Origin of the sequence: Xanthomonas sp. NCPPB 1128 (assembly GCF_001043115.1) — a bacterium.
GTDB lineage: Bacteria > Pseudomonadota > Gammaproteobacteria > Xanthomonadales > Xanthomonadaceae > Xanthomonas_A.
In genome coordinates, this window is sequence record NZ_LFME01000009.1 from 87,467 (window position 1) to 108,454 (window position 20,988).

The 20,988-nt window shown below is 66.3% G+C and carries 18 protein-coding genes and 1 tRNA gene; 10 read left to right on the plus strand and 9 right to left on the minus strand.

Annotation, left to right across the window (positions count from 1 at the left end; all coding sequences use genetic code 11):
* The first annotated feature begins 116 nt into the window (after nt 1-116).
* Both ACP93_RS21080 and ACP93_RS21085 read left to right on the plus strand, forming a co-directional pair.
* Nucleotides 117-1,526 carry an AAA family ATPase gene (locus ACP93_RS21080; RefSeq protein WP_162208497.1) on the plus strand — a complete coding sequence of 470 codons (1,410 nt, stop codon included), beginning with the start codon at nt 117-119 and terminating at the stop codon, nt 1,524-1,526.
* On the plus strand, nt 1,513-2,397 hold the full coding sequence (locus ACP93_RS21085) for a DUF4435 domain-containing protein (protein WP_082143403.1): 885 nt from the start codon (nt 1,513-1,515) through the stop codon (nt 2,395-2,397). Before ACP93_RS21080 ends, ACP93_RS21085 begins: the two co-directional genes overlap by 14 nt.
* A gap of 94 nt (nt 2,398-2,491) precedes the next feature.
* On the opposite strand, the gene ACP93_RS08500 is transcribed toward ACP93_RS21085, so the two are convergent.
* The 3 genes from ACP93_RS08500 to serS form a co-directional block, all read right to left on the minus strand.
* A tRNA-Ser gene (locus tag ACP93_RS08500) sits at nt 2,492-2,581 on the minus strand.
* 199 nt (nt 2,582-2,780) lie between these two features.
* Nucleotides 2,781-3,770 carry a LysR family transcriptional regulator gene (locus ACP93_RS08505; protein ID WP_010342573.1) on the minus strand — a complete coding sequence of 330 codons (990 nt, stop codon included), beginning with the start codon at nt 3,768-3,770 and terminating at the stop codon, nt 2,781-2,783.
* A gap of 390 nt (nt 3,771-4,160) precedes the next feature.
* Entirely contained in the window at nt 4,161-5,441 is a 1,281-nt protein-coding gene (serS, locus tag ACP93_RS08510) for a serine--tRNA ligase (protein WP_048490269.1), read from the minus strand.
* A 131-nt stretch (nt 5,442-5,572) separates the two neighbouring features.
* On the opposite strand from serS, the gene ACP93_RS08515 reads away from it, so the two are divergent.
* Together ACP93_RS08515 and ACP93_RS21710 are read left to right on the plus strand one after the other, a co-directional pair.
* Nucleotides 5,573-6,229, plus strand: coding sequence for an energy transducer TonB (locus ACP93_RS08515; protein WP_048490270.1), 657 nt, complete (start codon nt 5,573-5,575; stop codon nt 6,227-6,229).
* A gap of 114 nt (nt 6,230-6,343) precedes the next feature.
* Nucleotides 6,344-6,595, plus strand: a complete 252-nt coding sequence (locus tag ACP93_RS21710; RefSeq protein WP_131721600.1) for a hypothetical protein — start codon at nt 6,344-6,346, stop codon at nt 6,593-6,595.
* A 76-nt stretch (nt 6,596-6,671) separates the two neighbouring features.
* On the opposite strand, the gene aroA is transcribed toward ACP93_RS21710, so the two are convergent.
* The 3 genes from aroA to serC all read right to left on the minus strand — a co-directional run bounded on the left by aroA (nt 6,672) and on the right by serC (nt 10,891).
* Nucleotides 6,672-7,985, minus strand: coding sequence for a 3-phosphoshikimate 1-carboxyvinyltransferase (aroA, locus tag ACP93_RS08520; protein WP_048490271.1), 1,314 nt, complete (start codon nt 7,983-7,985; stop codon nt 6,672-6,674).
* A 588-nt stretch (nt 7,986-8,573) separates the two neighbouring features.
* On the minus strand, nt 8,574-9,725 hold the full coding sequence (pheA, locus tag ACP93_RS08525; RefSeq protein WP_048490272.1) for a prephenate dehydratase: 1,152 nt from the start codon (nt 9,723-9,725) through the stop codon (nt 8,574-8,576).
* 80 nt (nt 9,726-9,805) lie between these two features.
* Nucleotides 9,806-10,891 (minus strand): 3-phosphoserine/phosphohydroxythreonine transaminase, encoded by a 1,086-nt coding sequence (gene serC / locus ACP93_RS08530; RefSeq protein ID WP_048490273.1) that lies wholly within the window; start codon nt 10,889-10,891, stop codon nt 9,806-9,808.
* A 153-nt stretch (nt 10,892-11,044) separates the two neighbouring features.
* Here serC and msrP point away from each other — a divergent pair, with 153 nt between their 5' ends.
* Together msrP and msrQ are read left to right on the plus strand one after the other, a co-directional pair.
* Nucleotides 11,045-12,013 (plus strand): protein-methionine-sulfoxide reductase catalytic subunit MsrP, encoded by a 969-nt coding sequence (msrP, locus tag ACP93_RS08535; protein WP_048490274.1) that lies wholly within the window; start codon nt 11,045-11,047, stop codon nt 12,011-12,013.
* A gap of 105 nt (nt 12,014-12,118) precedes the next feature.
* Complete coding sequence (gene msrQ, locus ACP93_RS08540; protein ID WP_048490275.1) at nt 12,119-12,748, plus strand: protein-methionine-sulfoxide reductase heme-binding subunit MsrQ; 630 nt, start codon at nt 12,119-12,121, stop codon at nt 12,746-12,748.
* Here the strand turns inward: msrQ and ACP93_RS08545 are convergent.
* Nucleotides 12,717-13,514: an FHA domain-containing protein gene (locus ACP93_RS08545; protein WP_048490276.1), complete on the minus strand. Its 798-nt coding sequence runs from the start codon at nt 13,512-13,514 to the stop codon at nt 12,717-12,719. The genes msrQ and ACP93_RS08545 overlap by 32 nt on opposite strands.
* A 116-nt stretch (nt 13,515-13,630) precedes the next feature.
* Between ACP93_RS08545 and ACP93_RS08550 the strand changes: the two genes are divergently transcribed.
* Complete coding sequence (locus ACP93_RS08550; RefSeq protein WP_048490277.1) at nt 13,631-13,906, plus strand: polyhydroxyalkanoic acid system family protein; 276 nt, start codon at nt 13,631-13,633, stop codon at nt 13,904-13,906.
* Between the two features lie 612 nt (nt 13,907-14,518).
* Here ACP93_RS08550 and ACP93_RS08555 read toward each other — a convergent pair.
* Nucleotides 14,519-15,238: a DUF8198 family protein gene (locus ACP93_RS08555; protein ID WP_048490278.1), complete on the minus strand. Its 720-nt coding sequence runs from the start codon at nt 15,236-15,238 to the stop codon at nt 14,519-14,521.
* Nucleotides 15,239-15,325: 87 nt separating this feature from the next.
* Here ACP93_RS08555 and ACP93_RS08560 point away from each other — a divergent pair, with 87 nt between their 5' ends.
* From ACP93_RS08560 to ACP93_RS08570, 3 genes are all read left to right on the plus strand, one after another.
* Nucleotides 15,326-16,591, plus strand: a complete 1,266-nt coding sequence (locus ACP93_RS08560; protein WP_048490279.1) for a patatin-like phospholipase family protein — start codon at nt 15,326-15,328, stop codon at nt 16,589-16,591.
* A 127-nt stretch (nt 16,592-16,718) separates the two neighbouring features.
* Nucleotides 16,719-17,369, plus strand: coding sequence for a phasin family protein (locus ACP93_RS08565; protein ID WP_048490280.1), 651 nt, complete (start codon nt 16,719-16,721; stop codon nt 17,367-17,369).
* A gap of 200 nt (nt 17,370-17,569) precedes the next feature.
* A complete protein-coding gene (locus tag ACP93_RS08570; protein ID WP_048490281.1) occupies nt 17,570-18,586 on the plus strand; it encodes a restriction endonuclease in 1,017 nt (338 codons plus the stop codon).
* A 160-nt stretch (nt 18,587-18,746) separates the two neighbouring features.
* Here the strand turns inward: ACP93_RS08570 and ACP93_RS08575 are convergent, their stop codons facing one another.
* Nucleotides 18,747-20,735 carry an SDR family oxidoreductase gene (locus ACP93_RS08575; RefSeq protein WP_048490282.1) on the minus strand — a complete coding sequence of 663 codons (1,989 nt, stop codon included), beginning with the start codon at nt 20,733-20,735 and terminating at the stop codon, nt 18,747-18,749.
* Between the last annotated feature and the right edge of the window lie 253 nt (nt 20,736-20,988).

Consider the following 20,988-nt stretch of genomic DNA (forward strand, 5'->3'; position numbering starts at 1 on the left):
ACACTGGGATTTGTGCCTCAATAGTTATACCTAGTGAGACGCTTCAGCCCCGAAACTACAATCCGGATGACACGCGGCTTATGGCCACGGCAAACGTAATCATCAAAGGAGCCTCAGTGAGCCACCAGCCGATTAGCCCCCCGCTAGAAAGCTTCTGCATTAAAGGCCTTCATGGATACAAGGACGTGAGAATTGATTTCTCCGGAAAATCCACAGTCGTAGTCGCAGAGAATGGAACCGGCAAGACGACAGTGCTCAATGCTTTGAACGCTTTTGTTACGCGCCGATTTCAGCGCCTGTCCTCTATCAACTTTGAGTCAATAGAATGTAAGTTTTCGCATTCGCTATTACCAATATCAATTCCAAAAGAACATCTAATTTCACGCAAGGGCGACCCTCTAGAAGAACTCAGCCAACTCGCTTCTTCTGCCTCAATCGCTGAATCTGCACTTTCAGAATTCATATCAACAACCTATCAGCCTGGCAACATGTGGCGCCTGCGCGAGCATCCCGTCGCAAAACAGGTTTACATCAATACACCCCACAACTGGGATTCACTAGAAGAAATCTTTGACGACTTGTACATAGCGCTAGACTTCTCCCTCACCGATGCAGCTAAGGCCGCCAGCGAAGAAGTAAAGGCTTGCATGGGTGACGTTCAAGTAATTTTTCTCCCGACATACCGGAGAATTGAGCGCCCAATTCTCAGGCCATCTCGCGCGCGTCAAGTCGCAAGACGGAATCAGCCAAGCAAAGCTCAGCACGACGATATGGCATTTGGTCTTGCTGACGTCCAGGAGCGCCTTGCTCAACTAAGCGAGGACATAGAGCGACGCTCAAATATTGAGTATCGCAACCTGAGTGCCCGAATGCTGCAGGACATGCTTACGCGGCAGGATTCAAGTGAAACTATAGACGCAGCCCTACTCCCTGACGTGAATTCACTTGCCCTTTTTTTGAGTCGAGTGGACCGAACAGCGAGAACGTCTCCGAGCGCGATGCTAAGCCGAATTCAGCAACTTTATGATACAGGCCACATTGATGACACTGAAAACAAGTTCCTTAGATACTTCCTTAGCCAGCTAGCGCAAGTCATCGATGAAACTCGAGAAACCGAACTCGTAATCGAACAGTTCGTAGCTATCTGCAACAGCTATCTCACATTATCGAGCGACGAGAAGAGTTTAGCGTTCGACCCAAGGACCCTAGAGGTAATCGTCCAGAACACTTGGACAAGAGACCCTATATCTCTGGATGACCTTTCCTCCGGTGAGAAGCAAATAGTCTCGCTCATGGCGCACCTGTACCTCAGCCCACAACCAAAAATCGTATTGATTGATGAGCCTGAGCTATCACTTTCCATCGATTGGCAGAGAAAGGTGCTCCCAGACATTGCCAATAGTCCTTCCGTGACACAAATGCTGGCAATCACGCATTCGCCATTCGTTTTCGAGAACGAACTAGACAAGTGCGCCACGCCACTAACTGTATCTCGCCGGGAGAGCAAAGAAGATGCAGATTCTTGAACGACTGCGAGAAGGAAGAAAGAGTCCTCAAGTACTCAATGTTAAACTCCTATCGATCCGAAGCTCCAGACCAAACTCCATCGTTTTTATATTCGAAAGCCACGATGACGTATCGGTGTATGGCGACTGGATAAGCCGAATCCCAAACAGTCCGAGATATGAAGCAGTAGCTGGGAACGGCAAGGAGCAACTTCTTGCATTTCACCTTATGCTCGAACAGGATAGACGATTGAAGGGCGTATATTTTTTTGTAGACCATGACTACGACGAAAATTCGCCGCTTGCGCAGGTCTTCGTAGTACCAGCATATTCTTTTGAGAACCTTCTGTGCGTACAAGAAGTTATTGACAGCGTTCTCATTGACGAGCTCCGCTGCGCAGGAGACCCAACTACCCGAGCAAGAGTGATATCAACTTTCAAACAAGTTGTTGAGCAATTCGAGAAGCATAGCAACTCTCTTCACGAGACCCTCTTCATTGCCAGGAGGGGAGGCTTCAGAGTGAGTTCACGGCCAAATTCCGCGACTGATTTCTTGGATATATTTCTAACTAGCGTTACCCCAAAATTCTCAAGATTGGAAGAAATCATTGAAGTCAGCATTGATCTGCCTGCGGAAAAACTGGAAGCACTCAGAGTTTCATTTCTTGAGCTAAATTCCACGCACTCTGTTCGCGGAAAATATTTACTTCAGACAACTCGAGAATGGCTACGACTCGTCACTGCAGACCGGCGCAGCGCTAATCCTTCGCTCTTCCCGAAGCTTGATAGCAGACTTCCGGGCTCTCCCGAGCAGGTCACAGTGCGCAGACTCGCTTCTGCAGCATCACTACCGCATGGCCTTCCTGAGTTCATACAGGCTGTGGCTGCATGATTCACAGTACTACCGATCTTTTGCAGGGAAAATACAGAGAAAAGCCCGCGAACTAGCTGGTAACTTCAAAATTATCACGAATTTCGTGAATTATTGGCGGAGAGAGTGGGATTCGAACCCACGGAAGGTTTGACCCTTCGCCGGTTTTCAAGACCGGTGCCTTAAACCGCTCGGCCATCTCTCCGTTTGCGAACGCGGCGGTACTGCGGAAGAGCGTCGCAGCCGCTTGAAGCACAACGCCGCGGAAGCGCGACGCTGCAGTGCCTGTCCCGCTCGACGCGGGCCGGTGCCGCTGACGGCACCGCATGCACCCCGAACCCAGAACCACCAGCACGGGCGCGCATTTTCGCACGCCCGCGGCGGTTTTGCTCGGCCGGCGTCGCTCAACCCGCCTCGACCGCCATCGCGCCCAGGGTCGAGTGCCGGGCCTTGGTGCGTTCGGGGCAGTTGCCGCCGCAGTCCAGGCGCGAGGCCTCGATCTGGCGCGGCAGGTGTTCGGCGAGGAAGTCGATGAACACGCGCACCGCCGGCAGCAGGCCGCGGCGCGAGGCGAACACGGCGTGGCAGATGCCCTGCGGCAGCGACCATTCCGGCAGCACCACTTCCAGTTCGCCGTTGCGCACGGCTTCGGCGCAGACGGTCTCGGGTAGCAGGGTGATGCCGAAGCCGTCCTTGACCATCGACTGCAGCAGCGGGAAGTCGAAGCCGGCCACGCGCGGCTGCAGGTCGACGCGGCGCACTTCGCCGGCCGGGCCGTGCAGCTCCCAGCGCTGTCGGGCTTCGTCCTCGCTGATGCTGAGGGTGACGTGCGAAGTCAGTTCCTCGGGGTCCTTGGGGCGCCCGGCACGGTCCAGGTACTTGGGGCTGGCGACCAGCAGTTCCTGCACCTGGCCAAAGCTGCGCATCACCAGGCTGCCGTCGTCGTCCAGGCGCGAGCGCACGCGCAGGGCGACGTCGTAGCCTTCGTTGATGATGTCGACGCGGCGATTGCTGATGTTCAGTTGCAGCCGCACCTTGGGGTACTGGTCCAGGAACATCGGCAGCAATTTGGGCAACTGCATCTGCGCCAGCGACACCGGCACGCTCACCCGCACCAGGCCGCGCGGTTCGGCGCTGAGCCGGTCGACCACTTCGCGCGCGGCCTGCGCCTCGGCCAGCATGGTCTGGGCGTGACGGTGCACGCTCATGCCCAGGTCGGTGACGGCGAAGCGGCGCGTGGAGCGCTGCAGCAGGCGCACGCCCAGATCGCTCTCCAGCTGGCTGATGCGGCGGCTCAGGCGCGACTTGGGGATGCCCAAGGCGCGCTCGGCGGCGGCGAACCCGCCGTGGTCGACCACCATGGCGAAGTAATACAGATCGTTGAGGTCGTGCATGTTCTTTCGATATTTAGAACGATGGGGACAATCGGATCCGGTTCATTCTACTCCTACAACGATTCGCGCTGCAGCGACGCCGGTCGCGCTGGCGAACTCAGGCAAGGAGGTAGACGTAGACGGCGCAAGATAACCCCGGCCAGGCTAGCGCGAAGTGACGGGTGTGACGGGTGCGGGAGTTCGGCGCGCGCGGCGCGCCGCCTGCTGCGAGTGCTGCAGGGGGCAATGCATGCGAACTTGCTCCATCTGGGTCGAAGACCCAATTAGCGCAAGGCGGGGCATTGCCCGCATCACGCCAATTCGCCTGAGCGCGGTAACAGACAGAAGGCGTCGCCGCGGTAACGGCGACGCCAAGCTCGCCCGAGGCGGATACCCGGGGCTGGGCGGCGATCAGCCGATCCGCTCGGCCCCACCCATATACGGGCGCAGCGCGTCGGGCACGGTGATCGAGCCGTCGGCGTTCTGGTAGTTCTCCATCACCGCGATCATGGCGCGGCCGACCGCGGTGCCGGAGCCGTTGAGCGTGTGCAGCAGCTCGGGCTTGCCGGTGGCCGGGTTGCGCCAGCGCGCCTGCATGCGCCGGGCCTGGAAGTCGCCGCAGTTGGAGCAGGAGGAGATCTCGCGATAGGTCTGCTGCGACGGCAGCCAGACTTCCAGGTCGTAGGTCTTGCTGGCCGAGAAGCCCATGTCGCCGGTGCACAGCAGCATCTTGCGATACGGCAGGCCGAGCGTCTCCAGCACCACTTCGGCGCAGCGGGTCATGCGCTCGTGTTCGGCGGCGCTGTCCTCCGGGCGGCACACGCTGACCAGTTCCACCTTCTCGAACTGGTGCTGGCGGATCATGCCGCGGGTGTCGCGGCCGCCGCTGCCGGCCTCGGAGCGGAAGCACAGCGAGTGCGCGGTCATGCGCAGCGGCAGGCGCTCGGCCTCGACGATCTCGTCGCGCACCAGGTTGGTCAGCGAGATCTCCGAGGTGGAGATCAGGTAGCGCTTCTGCTCGCCCAGCGCGGTGGCGAACATGTCTTCCTCGAACTTCGGCAACTGGCCAGTGCCGTACAGGCTGTCGGCGTTGACGATCACCGGCACGTTGGTTTCCTGGTAGGCGTGCGGACCGGTGTGCAGGTCTAGCATGAACTGCGCCAGGGCGCGGTGCAGGCGCGCGATCGGCCCGCGCAGCACGGTGAAGCGCGCGCCCGACAACTTGGCCGCCGACTCGCCGTCCAGCCAGCCGTGGCGCGCGCCGAGTTCGACATGGTCCTTGACCTCGAACTCGAAGCTGCGCGGGCTGCCCCAGCGCTGCAGTTCGACGTTGTCGGCCTCGTCCTTGCCGGCGGGCACGTCGGCCTGCGGCAGGTTGGGAATCTCCAGCGCCAGCGTCTCCAGCTGCGCACGGATCTCGTCCAGGCGCTGCTCGGAGGCCTTCAATTCGTCGCCGAAGCCGGCCACTTCGGCCATCAGCGCGGTCACGTCCTCGCCCTTGGCCTTGGCCTGGCCGATCGCCTTGGAGCGGCTGTTGCGCAGGCTCTGCAGTTCCTGGGTCCGCACCTGGATGCGCTTGCGGTCGGCCTCCAGGGCCTCCAGGGCGGCCACGTCCAGCGAATACCCGCGGCTGGTGCGCAGGCGCTCGGCGAGGTCGGCGGGCTGTTGGCGAAGCAGAGCGGGATCGAGCATGGGCGCGGGGTGCCAGGAGAACGAAACCGGGATTATCGCCTGTCCGTCGCGCTTTTGCCGACCCGCTGCCGCCGCGGCGCGCGATTCACCGCGGCTATGCCAGAATCGAGCGGTTCCCCACGGTGAGTCCCATGTCCACGTCGCCCCCGTCCTCCAAGTCCGGCATCGTGCTGCATCTGCCGCGGCGCCTGCTCGCGATCGTCGGCATCGCTTTCGCCGCCGGCCTGCTGCTGTTTCTGGTGGTGTGGCTGGTTGGACGCAAGGACAACGAGTTCTACAAGCCGCAGCCTGCGCAACAGGTGCAGCAGGACACCGAACAGGTGAAGCCGCTGCCCGAACCGCTGCCCGCCGGCAGCGCCGCCAGCAGCATGCCGCAGGCCAAGCCCGCGCCCGCTGGCGACGCACCGAAACTGGTTGAGACCGCACCTGCGCCGCCGCCGACCACGGAAGCGCCGGCACCGGCCGCAGGCGGCGATGCCGCCGGCAACACGGCCACCGCGCTGGCCCCGGGCGACCGTCCGGTGCCGCTGGAAGGCCAGACCCCGCCGCCGCGCTATCCGCCTGCGGCGCTGCGTCGGGGCGATGCCGGCACCGTGGTGGTGCGGGTCGAGGTCGATGCCAGCGGTTCGCCCGCCGGCGTCGCCCTGCTCCGCCGCAGCGGCTCGCGCGACCTGGACCGCGCGGCGATGGAAACCGTGCGCCGCTGGAAGTTCCGCCCGGCGCAGCAGAACGGCCGCGCGGTGCCGTCCAGCATCGAGATCCCGTTCGACTTCAAGCCGGGGCCGTAACCGAAATAACTGAACCGCCGCCCGGGTACGCCGGCGGCGTTCACATGGGGGTGACACTGCAGGGACGGGTCCTGGGCGACACTGGAACCGTCCCACGGCACCGGAGTTGCCGCCATGCCCACCCCGTACAAGTCGACACAGCCGCTGGACGCCTGGAAGCGCCCCGCTCGTCCGTCGTCTGCGCGCCGGGAGCCGCATGCGCGCGCCGACCATGGGTCGCCCTGGGCCTGGGTGATCGTGATCGCGCTGGCCCTGGCGGTGGCCGGGTGGTGGCTGGCGATGGATCGCGACGACGACAGCAGCGGCTACAGGGCGCCGCCCTCGACGCCTGCCAACGATCCGCCGCGTCCGCAGCCGACGCACTGATCTCCGACGGCCTTACTTACTTCCCACGCGCTTCTTCACCGGCCGCGCGTGTGCGCGACCGGCACCGCGCGTTCGCTCAGGCGGTGCGCAACCCGAAGCCGGCACCGCGCGCCAGTGCGTCGAAGCCCGGGAACGACGTCGCTACGTTCGCCACGTCCTCGATCCGCACCTCGCCCTGCGCCAGCTGCCCGGCGATGGCGAAAGCCATGGCGATGCGATGGTCGCCGTGGCTCTCGATGGTTCCCGCACCCAGCGTGCCGCCGTGGATTGTGGCGCCGTCCGGGGTCTCGTCGACGACGATGCCGAGGCTGCGCAGCCCGGTCGCCATCGCCGCCAGGCGGTCCGATTCCTTGACCCGCAGCTCCGCCGCGCCGCTGACCACGGTCTGGCCTTCGGCGGCGGCCGCGGCCACGAATAACGCCGGGAACTCGTCGATCATGTCCGGCACCACGTCCTCTGGAATCCGCGCACCGCGCAGCGGCGCGTAGCGCACGCGCAGGTCGGCGACCGGCTCGCCGCCGTGCTCGCTGTGGTTGTGCTCGACGATGTCCGCACCCATCAAGCGCAGCGCGGCCAGCAGGCCGGTGCGGCGCGGATTGAGCCCGACCGCCTTCAGGGTGATGTCCGAGCCGGGAATGATGCTGGCGGCGACGATGAAGAACGCCGCCGAGGAGAAGTCCGCCGGCACCGCGATGTCGGTGGAGCGCAGGCGCTGGCCGCCGCGCAGGCGCGCCTGGCCGGGCGCGAAGTCGATATCCACGCCGAACGCGGACAACATGCGCTCGGTGTAGTCGCGGGTGGGATGTGGCTCCTGCACCGAAGTGACGCCCTCGGCATACAGCCCGGCCAGCAGCACCGCCGACTTGACCTGCGCACTGGCCACCGGCGAGACGAAGTCGATGCCGCGCAGCGGCTGCCCGCCGTGGATGCGCAGCGGCGGCACGCCATTGGCCTCGGTGTCGATACGCGCGCCCATCAGCGCCAGCGGCTCGGTCACCCGCCGCATCGGCCGCTTGGACAGCGACGCATCGCCGACCAGCACGCTATCGAACGACTGCGCTGCGAGCAGCCCGGCGAGCAGGCGCATGCCGGTGCCGGCGTTGCCGCAATCCAGCTCGCCCTGCGGCGCCTGCAGCCCATCCACGCCCACCCCATGCACGACGCGCTGCGACGGCGACGGCGTCTCGATCCGCACCCCGAGCCGCGCGAAGATCGCCGCGGTCGAACGCGTGTCCTCGCCCTCGAGAAACCCCTCGATCCGCGACGTGCCATCGGCCAACGCCGCGAACATCACCGCCCGGTGCGACACCGACTTGTCCCCCGGCACCGTCAGCGTGCCCTGCAGCGCAGTGCCGCGCGTTGCGATCCAGCCTTGCTCGTTGCTCATCATCGTTCCTGAAAGTCCAACCACCCGAAGATCCACCCTACCCGACGACACCGCAGCCGATACCGGGCGCTTGCGCCACCGCTACGACGCTTCTTACACCCAGTCCGCCACCGCTGTTGCTGTTGCTGTTGCTGTTGTTCTTGCTGTTTGCTCTTGCTGTTGCCGTTGTTCTTGCTGTTTGTTCTTGCTCTTGCTGTTTGTTCTTGCTCTTGCTGTTTGCTCTTGCTGTCGCTGCTGCTCTCAATCCCCCGTGAGGGCTGGCGGGCACGACGGGTAAAACCCCGTAAGGGGCGACGCGCAGGATGCGCGTCGTTTTCGGCAGGCACATGGATGTGCCTTCCGAAAATTCCCGTCGTGACCGCGGACCCCGCGCGCAGCGCGGGGCAGCCCGCCCGGGGGTGTGTTTCTTTTGGTTACTTTTCTTTGCACAAGCAAAGAAAAGTGACTCGCGCGTCAGCGCGAAAGCTGTTGCAGTTGCTGCTGTCTTGCCGCTTTTCCAGCCAACCAGTTAGAGCACCTGACTGTTAATCAAGTAGCCATTGCTTAGAGATCAACTTCGTCGTCACACAGCAAAGACCAAAGCCGTCCGGATCAAGGCACCGCCACCGGATACGACCCCAACACCTTGATCTGCGCCGAATGCGCCTTCAACTCCGCCAACGCCAACTTCATCGCCTCATCCTCTACATGCCCCGCCAGATCGATGAAGAACCCGTACTCCCACTTCGCCTGATGCGACGGCCGCGACTCGATCCGGTTCATGCTGATCCCATGCCGCGCGAACGGACTGAGCACATCGAACAGCGCACCCGGCTTGTCGTGGATGAACACCAGCACCGACGTGCGATCGTGCCCCGACGGCGGGAAGATCTGCCGCCCGATCACCAGGAACCGCGTGGTGTTGTCCGCGTCGTCCTCGATCGACTTCATGATCACCTTCTTCAGCGCATACACATGCGCCGCGCTCTCCCCACCGATCGCCGCCGCATCGTCGGCGTTGCGCGCGCGGCGCGCGCCCTCGGCGTTGCTGGAGACCGGAATCTTCTCCACCTTGGGCAGGTTCGCACGCAGCCAGCCGGCAGTCTGCGCGAACGACTGCGGATGCGCATAGATCCGCTCGATCGCGTCCAGCCGCCCGCTGCGCGAGAGCAGGAACTGGTGCACGCGCAGCTCGGTCTCGCCGCAGATCTTCAGGTTGGAGGTCAGGAACATGTCCAGGGTGACCTGGATCGTGCCTTGCCCGGAGTTCTCCACCGGCACCACGCCGAAGTCGGCGTTGCCGCTCTCCACTTCCTGGAACACTTCCTCGATGGTCGCCATCGGCAGGCCCACCGCCGAGCGACCGAAGTGCTTGAGCACCGCCTGCTGGCTGAAGGTGCCTTCCGGCCCCAGGTAGCCGATCTTCAGCGGTTCCTGCTGCGCCAGGCAGGCGGACATGATCTCGCGGAACACGTGCACCAGCACTTCGTCGCTGAGCGGGCCCTGGTTGCGGTCCACCACCATGCGCAGCACCTGCGCCTCGCGCTCGGGCCGGTAATAGTCCACCGCCGCAGCGAGCTTGCCCTTGGCCTTGCCGACCTGGTGCGCGAATTGCGCGCGCTCGGCGATCAGCGCCTGGATAGTGCGGTCGATCTCGTCGATCTTGGCGCGCACGTCGGCCAGGGCCGGCGTGGCGGCGGGCTTGGCCGGCTTGGACGACTTAGGGTCGGCGGCGGTGGGGGATTTCTTCGGCTTTGCGGCCATGGATCGGGGGTTCCTCGGTGGTCCGGATCGCCGGCGCGATCCGGTCGCGGCTGAAGCCGCTCCTACAAAAAATCGGCGACTCAGCCGTGGCGCTGCTGGAAGTCGTGCATGAACGCGACCAGCGCCTGCGCGCCGGCCAGGGGCATGGCGTTGTACAGCGACGCGCGGATGCCGCCGACCGCCTTGTGGCCCTTCAGCGCCAGCAGGCCGGCCGCCTTGGACTCCGCGACGAAACGCGTAGTCAGCGTCTCATCCGGCAGGAAGAACGGGATGTTCATCCGCGAGCGCACCGCCGCCGCGACCTCGTTGCGGTAGAAGCCGCCGGAGGCGTCGATCGCTGCGTACACCAGCGCCGACTTGGCCTGGTTGCGCTTCGCGAACGCCTCTACCCCGCCCTCGGCCAGCATCCACTTGAACACCAGCCCGGCCAGGTACCAGTTCCAGGTCGGCGGCGTGTTGAGCATGGAATCGCGCGCCACGTGCGAGCGGTAGTCGAAGATGTCCGCGCGCGGCTGGCCGGCGCGTTCGAGCAGGTCGCGACGGACGATCACCACGGTGACGCCGACCGGGCCGAGGTTCTTCTGCGCGCCGGCGTAGATCAGGGCGTACCTGGACACGTCGATCGGCTCGGAGGCGATGCTGGAGCTGAAATCGGCGAACAGCGGCACCGCGCCGACGTCAGGCGTGTCGCGGAACTCCACGCCATGGATGGTCTCGTTGGCGGTGATGTGCACGTAGGCGGCATCGTCGCGCAACTGCCAGGCGGCGCGCGGCGGGATGTCGCGGAAGCCGTCGGCCTCGCTGCTGGCGGCCACGTGCACGTCGACGTAGGGCCCGACCTGCTTGATCGCGGTCTTGCCCCAGTGCCCGGTCACCACATAGTCCACGGTCTGCCCGGGCGCGGCGAAGTTCAGCGCCAGCAGCGCCTGCTGGGTGGTGGCGCCACCGGCCAGGAACAGCACGGCATAGTCGTCGGGAATGCCGATCAGCCGGCGCAGGTCGGCGTCGGCCTGCGCCGCCACCTCCATGAACTCGGCGCCACGGTGGCTCAGCTCCACGATCGAGGCGCCCACGCCGTTCCACTCCAACATCTCCGCCTGCGCCTGGCGCAGGACCGATTCCGGCAAGGCAGCGGGGCCGGCACTGAAATTGAACGCGCGCGTCATGGGGCACCTATCGGACAGGATCCCTAGTATGCCGCAGCGCAACAGCTTGCGGCCCGGGCAATTTAGGTTGCATTTGCATCCATTCGCCCGGCGCATGCGTAGTCTGTGTTGAAGTCCCCGCTACCGCTCGCCCCTTCGCTCCAGGAGTCCGCCATGTCGTTGCGCGATGCCCTCACCGTCCCCAGCCGCGAGATCACCGACGAGGCGGTCTACCGCGACCGGCGGCGCCTGCTGCAGGCCCTGGCGTTGACCCCGCTGTCCGGCCTGGTCGGCTGCGCCGATGCCGAGCCGCCGGCCCCGCCGAAGACCGTGGTGACGCCGGAGCAGGCGCGCAGCGGGTTCCGCACCAACGAGGAACTGACCCGCTACGAGGACGTGACCAGCTACAACAACTTCTACGAGTTCGGCACCGACAAGACCGATCCGTCGAAGGCGGCCAAGACCCTGCGCACTTCGCCGTGGTCGGTGAAGGTGTCCGGGGAATGCGAGAAGCCCGGCACGCTGTCCCTGGACGACCTGCTCAAGGGCCATACGCCCGAGGAGCGGATCTACCGGCTGCGCTGCGTGGAAGGCTGGTCGATGGTGATCCCGTGGCTGGGCGTGCCGCTGGGCGAGGTGCTCAAGCGCTTCGCCCCGACCTCCAAGGCCAAGTATGTCGCCTTCACCACCCTGGCCGATCCGCAGCAGATGCCCGGCGTCCGCTACAGCTCGATCGACTGGCCGTACAAGGAAGGCCTGCGCATCGACGAGGCCATGCACCCGCTGACCCTGCTCGCCACCGGCCTGTACGGCAAGCCGCTGCCGCAGCAGAACGGCGCGCCGCTGCGGCTGGTGGTGCCGTGGAAGTACGGCTTCAAGAGCATCAAGTCGATCGTGGAGATCCGCTTCGTCGAGCGCATGCCGGAAACCGCCTGGCACGAGCTGCAGCCGTCCGAGTACGGCTTCTTCTCCAACGTCAATCCGGCGGTGGACCACCCGCGCTGGAGCCAGAAGACCGAGCGACGCATCGCCGGCAAGGCCAGCAAGCTGTTCGCCGAGCGCATTCCCACCCGCCCGTTCAACGGCTATGCCGACCAGGTGGCGTCGCTGTATGCGGGGATGGATCTGAAGAAATGGTATTGAGCCGGGATTGGGGATTCGGGAGTGGGGATTCGTGGAGCGGTCGCTGCGCGCGGCGGGTTTGCGCATCCTCCCTGGCATTGTTGGCGTGCATTGGTTTGAGATTGCATGGCTAAGACCTCCGCTTCGTTGATCGCTGCCAAGGCGGTGGTGCATGCACTCGCGCTGGCGCCGATGGCGTACCTGGGCTGGCAGTTCTGGCAGGTGTGGCAGAGCGGCAGCGATGCGCTCGGGGCCGATCCGGTGGCCGAGGTCGAGCATCGCACCGGGCTGTGGGCGCTGCGGCTGTTGCTGCTGACCCTGGCGATCACGCCGCTGCGGCAGCTGACCGGGCAATCGGTACTGCTGCGCTTCCGGCGCATGCTCGGGCTGTACGCGTTCTTCTACGCGACCGTGCATCTGGCGGCCTACCTGGGGCTGGACCTGCGCGGCTACTGGACGCAGATCTTCGAGGAAATCGTCAAGCGTCCGTACATCACCGTCGGCTTCCTGGCCTGGCTGCTGCTGGTGCCATTGGCGATCACCTCGACCCAGGGCTGGATGCGCCGGCTCAAGCGCAACTGGGGCAAGCTGCACAAGGCGATCTATGCGATCGGCGTGCTCGCCGTGCTGCACTTCTGGTGGCTGGTGAAATCGGACATTCGCGAGCCGCTGCTGTACGCGGCGATCCTGGCGGTGCTGCTGGGCTGGCGCGGCTGGCGGGTGCTCAGCGCGCGCCGAACCACAGCAGGCCGCTGAGCGCAGCGGCAAGGAGCAAGGCGCTGAGCAACAGCCACGGCCAGCGCCGCACGGTGGCCGGGCGCGGCGCCACCGCGGGGGTCAGTGCCAGCGCGGCCAGGGCCGGGTCGTCGCGCAGGGGCTCGGCGCCGACCACCTGCGGGACTTCCAGCACGAACCGGTGCTGGGCATCGAACACCACCTGATCGCCGGGCTGCAGCCAGCAGCTGCGCACGGCGATGCCGTTGACCTGGGTCTGCGCATCGCCGAAGCCGCGCAGCAATACCCGCTCGCCATGCCGTTCCAGGCGCGCGTGCTGCTCGGCGCAGGCCGGATCGTCGATGCGGATGTCGCACTCGCGCAGGCGGCCGACGCTGCGCACGCGGTCCACGGTGAAACTGCGGCCATGGTGCGGACCACCGACGCCGCGCAACACCAGACGCGGATCGTCGTGCTCGGCCTCGCTGACCTCGGGCAGGCGCTGCAGCGGCTCGCACTTGCCCTGCACCACCATCTCCACGCCGTCGGCATAGACCGCATCGCCGGCGCGCAGCAGGGCCATGCGCCGCACCGGGCGGCCGTTGACGTGGATGCCGCGGCTGCCGTTGGCGACCTGCAGCCACAGACCGCGCCGGTCCAGGCAGAATTGCGCCAGCAGCAACGCGCCCTGGGTGTCGTCGACCACGCTGACCTGGCCGGAGGCCAGCCGCACGATGCGATGCACGCCCGCGCGCAGGGGCCGGTCGGGATGTTGGCGGTTGCTGAAATGGACTTGCAGATCGTGCACGGCGGGCAGCCTAGCAGGTTGCCTGCGAGTGCAGAAGCGCGCGCGCTGGACAATGCACGGCGCATACGCACAATGCCTGATCGTTCACGCGGGCGCCCGCCCGCACAGGAGCCAGCATGTCCAGCATCGACATCCGCCACGACCACACCAAGACCCCCGCGCAGGCCCGCAAGGCCATCGAAACCGCCGCCAAGAAACTGTCCGAGCGCTTCGACCTGGAATCGCACTGGGATGGCGACGCCCTGCTGTTCTCGCGCTCGGGCGTGGACGGACGCATCGAACTGCTGCCCAAGCAGGTGCACGTCACCGCCGAACTGGGCTTCCTGCTCTCGGCGATGAAGGGCACGGTGGAAAGCGAGATCCGCCGTGTGCTGTCGGAGAAGCTGGGCTGAGGAATGGACCGAGCCCCTCTCCCCTCGGGAGAGGGGGTGGGGTGAGGGTGCGGCGCCAAGCGCTGCTGGAATCAGTTGCACGAGGCTGCGCCCGTACCCTCATCCGCCCCTGCGGGGCACCTTCTCCCGAGGGGAGAAGGAACAGCGCTAGCCCCTCTCCACCGGGAGAGGGGTTGGGGTGAGGGTGCGACGCCACGCGTTGCTGAATCAGCTGCACGAGGCTGCGCCCGTACCCTCATCCGCCCCTGCGGGGCACCTTCTCCCGGAGGGGAGAAGGAACAGCATTAGCCCCTCTCCCACCGGGAGAGGGGTTGGGGTGAGGGTGCGACGCCACGCGTTGCTGGAATCAGCTGCACGAGGCTGCGCCCGTACCCTCATCCGCCCCTGCGGGGCACCTTCTCCCGAGGGGGGAAGGAACAGCGCTAGCCCCTCTCCCACCGGGAGAGGGGTTGGGGTGAGGGTGCGGCGCCAAGCGCTGCTGGAATCAGTTGCACGAGGCTGCGCCCGTACCCTCATCCGCCCCTTCGGGGCATCTTCTCCCGAGGGCAGAAGGAACAGCGTTAGCCCCTCTCCCACCGGGAGAGGGGTTGGGGTGAGGGTCCGGGCGCCGACTCACTCCAACGCAAACGGATCCGGATCGCCCGCAAACAACCGCTGCGATACGGCACGCTCGGTGGTCTCGATATCGCCAATGAACCCCTCGGCGTCGCCCAGGGTGGAGAACGCGTCGAAGCCGCGTTCCAGAAACCCCTGCAGTTCCGACAGCCCGGCCGCCTTGGCCGGGCCGCGGGCGAAGCGCAGCAGCATGCGCACCCCCGGCGTGTGCACCGCCTTGGCCAGGCCCAGGCCGACGCGGGCGATCAGGTCGATCTGGCGCTGGCGCAGCCGCGGCAGTCCGGTCTGCCGATAGGCCTCGGCATACAGCGCTTCGTCCAGGCGCTTGCGCCGCGGCGCCAGGACCTGCAGCGCCTCGGCCATGCGCAGGTCCAGGGCGTGGGTCAGCGCACCCAGTTCGATGCCGTCGGCGACGGTGTCCAGCAACGACGCCGGCATCAGCCGCTGCATCATCGGCAACACCTTGACGATGTCGGCGTCGCGGCGGCTGAAGTCGCGGTCGCCATAGACGTCGGTGAGGAAGAACATTGCCGCCGGGCGCCGCTGCGGATCCTCCAGGAAATGCTCGAAGCTGCGTTCCAGCCGCTGCGATTGCCAGCGCCGCAGTTCCTGCAGCCAGCGCAGCGCGTTGCGCGGTTCGCGCGCGGGGTCGTGCAGCGCCTGGTGCCATGCCAGGCGGCGGCCGAGTCGTTCCAGGACGGGAGTGCTGCGCGCCATGGGCGCCGATGATGGTCGCAGCCCGGCACGACCGCAAGCGTCACGGCGCTCGGCTACACTCGCGCCACTGCCTTTTGCGGACCGCGCATGCTTTCCCTCCACAGCGCCTCGCCCCGTCCCCATTCCAACGGCCGCATCGGCCTGGCCATCGCCGGCGGCGGCCCGATCGGCGGCATGTACGGCCTCGGTGCGCTGCGCGCCCTCGACGAGGCATTGGACGGACTGGACCTGACCCGCCTGGATTGCTACGTGGGCGTCAGCTCCGGCGCGTTCCTCACCGCCGGCCTGGCCAACCGGGTCAGCAGCGCCGAAATCTGCCGGATCTTCGTCACCGGCAACAGCGACGATGCGCGCTTCCGCCCGGAAGACTTCCTGCGGCCCAACGTCTACGAATACCTGCGCCGCGCCGCGACCCTGCCCGGGCTGGCCTACGGCTGGTGGCACGACCTGCTCACCGAGCCGCGCAAGACCCGCTGGTCGGACCTGATCACCCGTTTCGGCGGGCTGGTGCCCAGCGGCCTGTTCGACAACGCCGGGGTCGAGCGTTTCCTGCAGGACGTGTTCAGCCGTCGCGGTCGCAGCAACGATTTCCGCGACCTGGATACCAACCTGTTCGTGGTCGCGGTGGATCTGGACAGCGGCCGCGCGGTGCGCTTCGGCGAGCCGGGCATGGACCACGTGCCGATCTCGCTGGCGATCCAGGCCAGTGCCGCGCTGCCGGGGCTGTACCCGCCGGTGCAGATCGACGGTCACCATTACGTGGACGGCGCACTGCGCCGCACCATGCACGCCTCCACCCTGCTGGAACGCGGCATCGACCTGATGATCGGGATCAACCCGCTGGTGCCCTACGATGCCACCCACGCGCCACGCCGCGACGGCCACGTCGACCGCGCGCGGCTGCTCGCCGGCGGCCTGCCAGCGGTGCTGTCGCAGACCTTCCGCACCCTGCTGCAGTCGCGCATGCAGGTGGGGTTGGAGAAGTACGCACGGCAGTACCCGCAGGTGGACCAGCTGGTGTTCGAGCCCAACGCCGACAATGGCGAACTGTTCTTCACCAATCTCTTCAGTTACGCGGCGCGCCACCGCGTGTGCCAGCTCGCCTATCGCAACACCCTGTCCGACCTGCGCCGCAACGCGCAGACGCTGGAGCCGCTGCTGGCCGCGCACGGCATCGCACTGCGCCACGATATCCTCAATGACCGCAAGCGCACCTTCCTCGATGGCGTGGACGTGCAGCCGCGGCGCATGACCGAGACCACCGCGCGGTTGCGGCGTGCGCTGGACGACGTCGACCAGGTCATCGCCAACCGCCGCGCCAAGCGCCGCACCCGCCGTTCGCCCGAGGCATAACGCATGCCGCGTCGGCCGACGTCCCCATCCCGCCGCGCGCACCGCATGCGCACGCTGGTGTGATTACTCTAGTCACAGTCCCGAGTCTCGACCTCCGCCACTCACCCGCCGAAGGAACCGCACCGCCATGGCCACGTTGAAGAAATCCGCCCGCAAGAAGCGCAGTACCGCCACTGCCGACGACACCCTGCAGGCGCAGGCGGAGAAACTGTCCAAGCGCCTGGGCGAATCGGCGCAGCAGGTCTGGCTGGCCGGGGTCGGTGCGTTCGGCCGTGCCCAGGCCGAGGGCGGCAAGCTGTTCGAGACCCTGGTGAAGGAAGGACTGAACCTGGAGCAGAGCACCCGCAAGCTGGCCGGCGGCGGCGTCGACGCGGTCCGCGATGCGGTGGAGAACCGAGTCGGCCAGGCCCGCGAGCGCGCCGCCGACACCTGGGACCGCCTGGAGAAGGTGTTCGAGGACCGCGTGCAGCGTGCCCTGCGCCGCCTCGAGGTGCCCAGCCGCGAGGACCTGGGCGCGCTGATCGAACGCGTGGACGCGCTCAACGGCGAACTGCGCCATCTGCGTGGCGGCCGTGCAGCGCAGACGTCGGGCAAGGCGCCTGCGGCGAAGAAGGCCGCCAGGAAGACGGCCGCAGCGTCCACGGGCACCGCCAAACGTGCGGCACCGGCGCGCCGCCGTGCCGGCCCGGTGGTCGCCAAGGTCGCGCCAGCCAAGAGCGCCACCGCGCCCAAGCGCGCCAGCCGCAAGCGCAATGTGGCACCCACCCCGGCCGAGTAACCGGATTGTTGCAAAGCAGCACGTTTTTCCAGACAATCGAAACGGACCCGCCAGTCCATCAGAAGACCGTTTGCTCCCCTCCCCTCTCGGCTTCGGACTGGCGGGTCTTTTTTGTCCGCCTTCCACCGCTGTCGCCTTGCCGGCGCCGTGACACGCTGGCGATACACTGACTTCTTTACGGCGCGTGTGCGGGTGCGAGCATGTTTTCCTGGATAGCGGCAGCGATCTTGGCAGTCGCGGCATGGCTGGCAGCCAGTGGCTACCTGTGGCTGGTGCGGCGCCGCGAGAACGAGGCCACGGCCGGGCTGCATGCACTGGCCGGCCTGCACTGGCGCGATTTCTCCTACATGGTGCGGCGCGCGATGCGCGAGCAGCGCGACCTGCAGGATGCGGCCATGGACGAGCATGCGAGCCAGGAACCGCAGAGCGACTTCGTGATGACCCGTGGCGACGCGCGCTGGCTGCTGTCGTGCAAGCACGGCCGGGCCTACCGGATCGGTTCGGCCGCGGTCAACGAACTGGGCGCGGCGGCGCGGCTGATGGGCGCGCAGGGCGGCATCCTGATCACCGAGGGCAAGGTGCAGCGCGACGGCATCGCCGCGGCCGAGAAGCAGGCGGTGGAAATCCTCGACGGCCGGCGCATCTGGCCCATGCTCAAGCCCTACCTGCCCAGCGAACTGGAAGACGGCGTGATCGGCGCCAGCCGTCGCCGCGCGCAGCGCCACATCGCCATCGCCGGCCTGGCGTCGCTCGCCTTGGGCGTGGTGACCGGCGTCGGTGCCCTGGCGCTGCAGCAACCCGCAGAGCCGCCGGCTTCCGCGGCCGTGGCGGTGCCACCGCCTGCGCCCGCCGCCGCTGCCGCGCCCACGCAGTCGGCGGCGATGCAGGCCGCAGCCACGCCGACGAGCACCACCGCCGCCGCGCCGCGACCGGCGCTCGACAACGCCAGCGACTTGGCCGAACCCGACCCCGCGACCGAGCAGCGCAACCGCCAGGAACTCTCCAAGACCCTGGCCGGCACACCGGGCGTGATCCGCGGCATCTGGCAGACGCAGATGACCCTGGTGGTCGACCGCAGCGGCGACGACGCCCAGGTGTGGCCGCGCATCTGCAAGGAAGTGGAGCGCTATCCGTCCCTGCGCACGGTCCGCATCCAGCTCAACCCGCGCCCCGGCCACGAGGAACCGGTGCGCTGGCGTCAATGCAGGACATTCTGATGAGCCGGGATTGGGAAATCGGGAATGGGGAATCGGTAGAGCGGGCTATCGGTGCCAACGTGCATGCACACGTGACGTCTCGCCTGATAGGACAGAAAAGGCACCGCGTGCAGACTGCGCCTTTTCCGATTCCCGACTCCCAATTCCCGATTCCCCGCTCCTACCAATGCACGCCCCGCATCAGCGCGGCAAACGCGATCTGCTCCTGGCTCGGCTTGGTCTCGCGTAGCGCCTTGCGGTCGCCCTTGGCCGCGGCCGAGTCCGGGAACAGTTCGAAGGCGGTGTTCATCACCACCTCGTAGGCCTTCGGTGCCACCGCGTTGACCAGGGCGGCAAAGATGCCCAGGCGCGTGGCCACGCGGCTGGGGCGTTCGATGATCGCCTTGACCATCAGGTCGGCGGCCTCGTCCACGCTCAGCGTCGGCACGCTGTCGTACATCTTGGTCGGGGCGATCATCGGCGTCTTCACCAGCGGCATGTTGACGGTGGTGAAGCTGATGCCCTTGCCCGAGAGTTCGCCCTGCGCGCAACGGCTCCAGGCGTCCAGCGCGGCCTTGGAGGCGACGTAGGCGGAGAAGCGCGGCGAATTGGCCAACACGCCGATCGAGCTGACGTTGATGATGTGGCCCTTGCGTCGCGCGGTCATGCCCGGCAGCACGCCCATGATCAGGCGCAGGCTGCCGAAGTAGTTCAACTGCATGGTCCGCTCGAAATCGTGGAAGCGATCGTAGCTGAGTTCGATCGAGCGGCGAATCGAACGGCCGGCGTTGTTGATCAGCACGTCGACATGGCCGTGCGCTTCCAGCACGGTCGCGATCAGGCGGTCGCAGTCGGCCAGGTCCGACAGGTCGGCGGTATAGGCGAAGACCTTGCCGCCCTTGGCGTTCATGGCGTCGCGCGCGGCATGCAGTTCCTGCTCGCCGCGGGCCACGATGACGGTGATGGCGCCGGCCTCGGCGACGCGCTGCGCGGTGGCCAGGCCGATGCCGGAGGAACCGCCGGTGATCAGCACCACCTTGCCGCGGACCTTGCCCTTGAGCGAGCGGTCCACGAACAGGTCCGGGTCCAGGTGCCGTTCCCAGTGGTCCCACAGGCGCCAGGCGTAGTCTTCCAGGCGCGGCACGGCGATGCCGCTGCCCTTGAGCGCACGCTCGGTCTCGCGGCTGTCGAAACGCGTGGGATAGGTGATGAACTTCAGCACCTCGCGCGGGATGCGGAAGTCGCGCAGCAGCATGCCGGTGAAGCGGCGGATCGGCGGCAGGCTGCCGACCGCGGCGCGGATGCTGGAGGGCACGAAGGCGAACATGCGCGCATCCACCCGCAAGGTCATCTCCGGGGCGTGGCCGGCGCGGCAGAACACGTTGAGCACCTCGCCCACGCGCAGCGGCTCGGGGTCGGTGAGGTGGAAGGTGTGGCCGTCGAGCTTGGGCTTGTGCGCGATGTGGTCCATCGCATCGGCGACGAAGTCCACCGGCACCAGGTTGATCCGCCCGCCCTCGATGCCGAGCATTGGCGCCCACGGCGGCAGCAACTGGCGCAGTTTCTTGATCAGCGGGAAGAAGTAGTACGGGCCGTCGATCTTGTCGATGGCGCCGGTGCGCGAGTCGCCCACCACCATCGCCGGGCGGTAGATGCGCCACTTGATCCGGGTCTCGGCGCGCACCAGCGCCTCGGCGTCGTGCTTGGTGCGCAGGTAGGGGTCGTCCAGTCCCTCGGCTTCCTCGAACATGTCCTCGCGGAAGATGCCCGGATACAGGCCGGCCACCGCGATCGAACTGGTGTGGTGGAAGATGCCGGCGCCGAGCTGCGCGGCCAGTTCCAGCGCGTTGCGGGTGCCGTCGAGGTTGGCGACGCGCTGCTCCTCGGCCTTGGCGGTGAGGTCGTACAGCGCGGCCAGATGGAAGAAGTGCTTGACCTTGCCGTGCAGCGCCTTGCGCTGCGCCGCAGTCAGCCCGCAATACTCGGCGCCGACGTCGCCGTGCAGCACCACCAGACGCTTGGGATCCCAGCCCTGCTCGCGCACCAGCGCGTCGAACTTGCGCTGCGACTCCTTGCGCAGCAGGACATGCACGACGCCCTTGCGCCGCATCAGCTTGGCCATCAGGTAGCGGCCGATGAAACCGGTGGCGCCTGTCACGAAATACGTCATGCCGAACCATCCCTCGTTCCGCGGCCACGGCCCCTCGCCCGGCCCCGGCGCTAACTTGCCAGAGTGCGGCGGGCAGGACAAACGCACGCCGGCGTATGGCGCGCGTGCGGCAATGCAGCATCGCGCGCCGCCGACCTGTCTTCGTCAGAACGTCCGTCGCTGCTTGAGCGCATCCCCACTCACCTCGGGCCTGTACGCGCAGGCGCGGCGTTTGTCCGCTTTGCTGGCTTCGCCGCGGCGAGGCTGTCCTTGG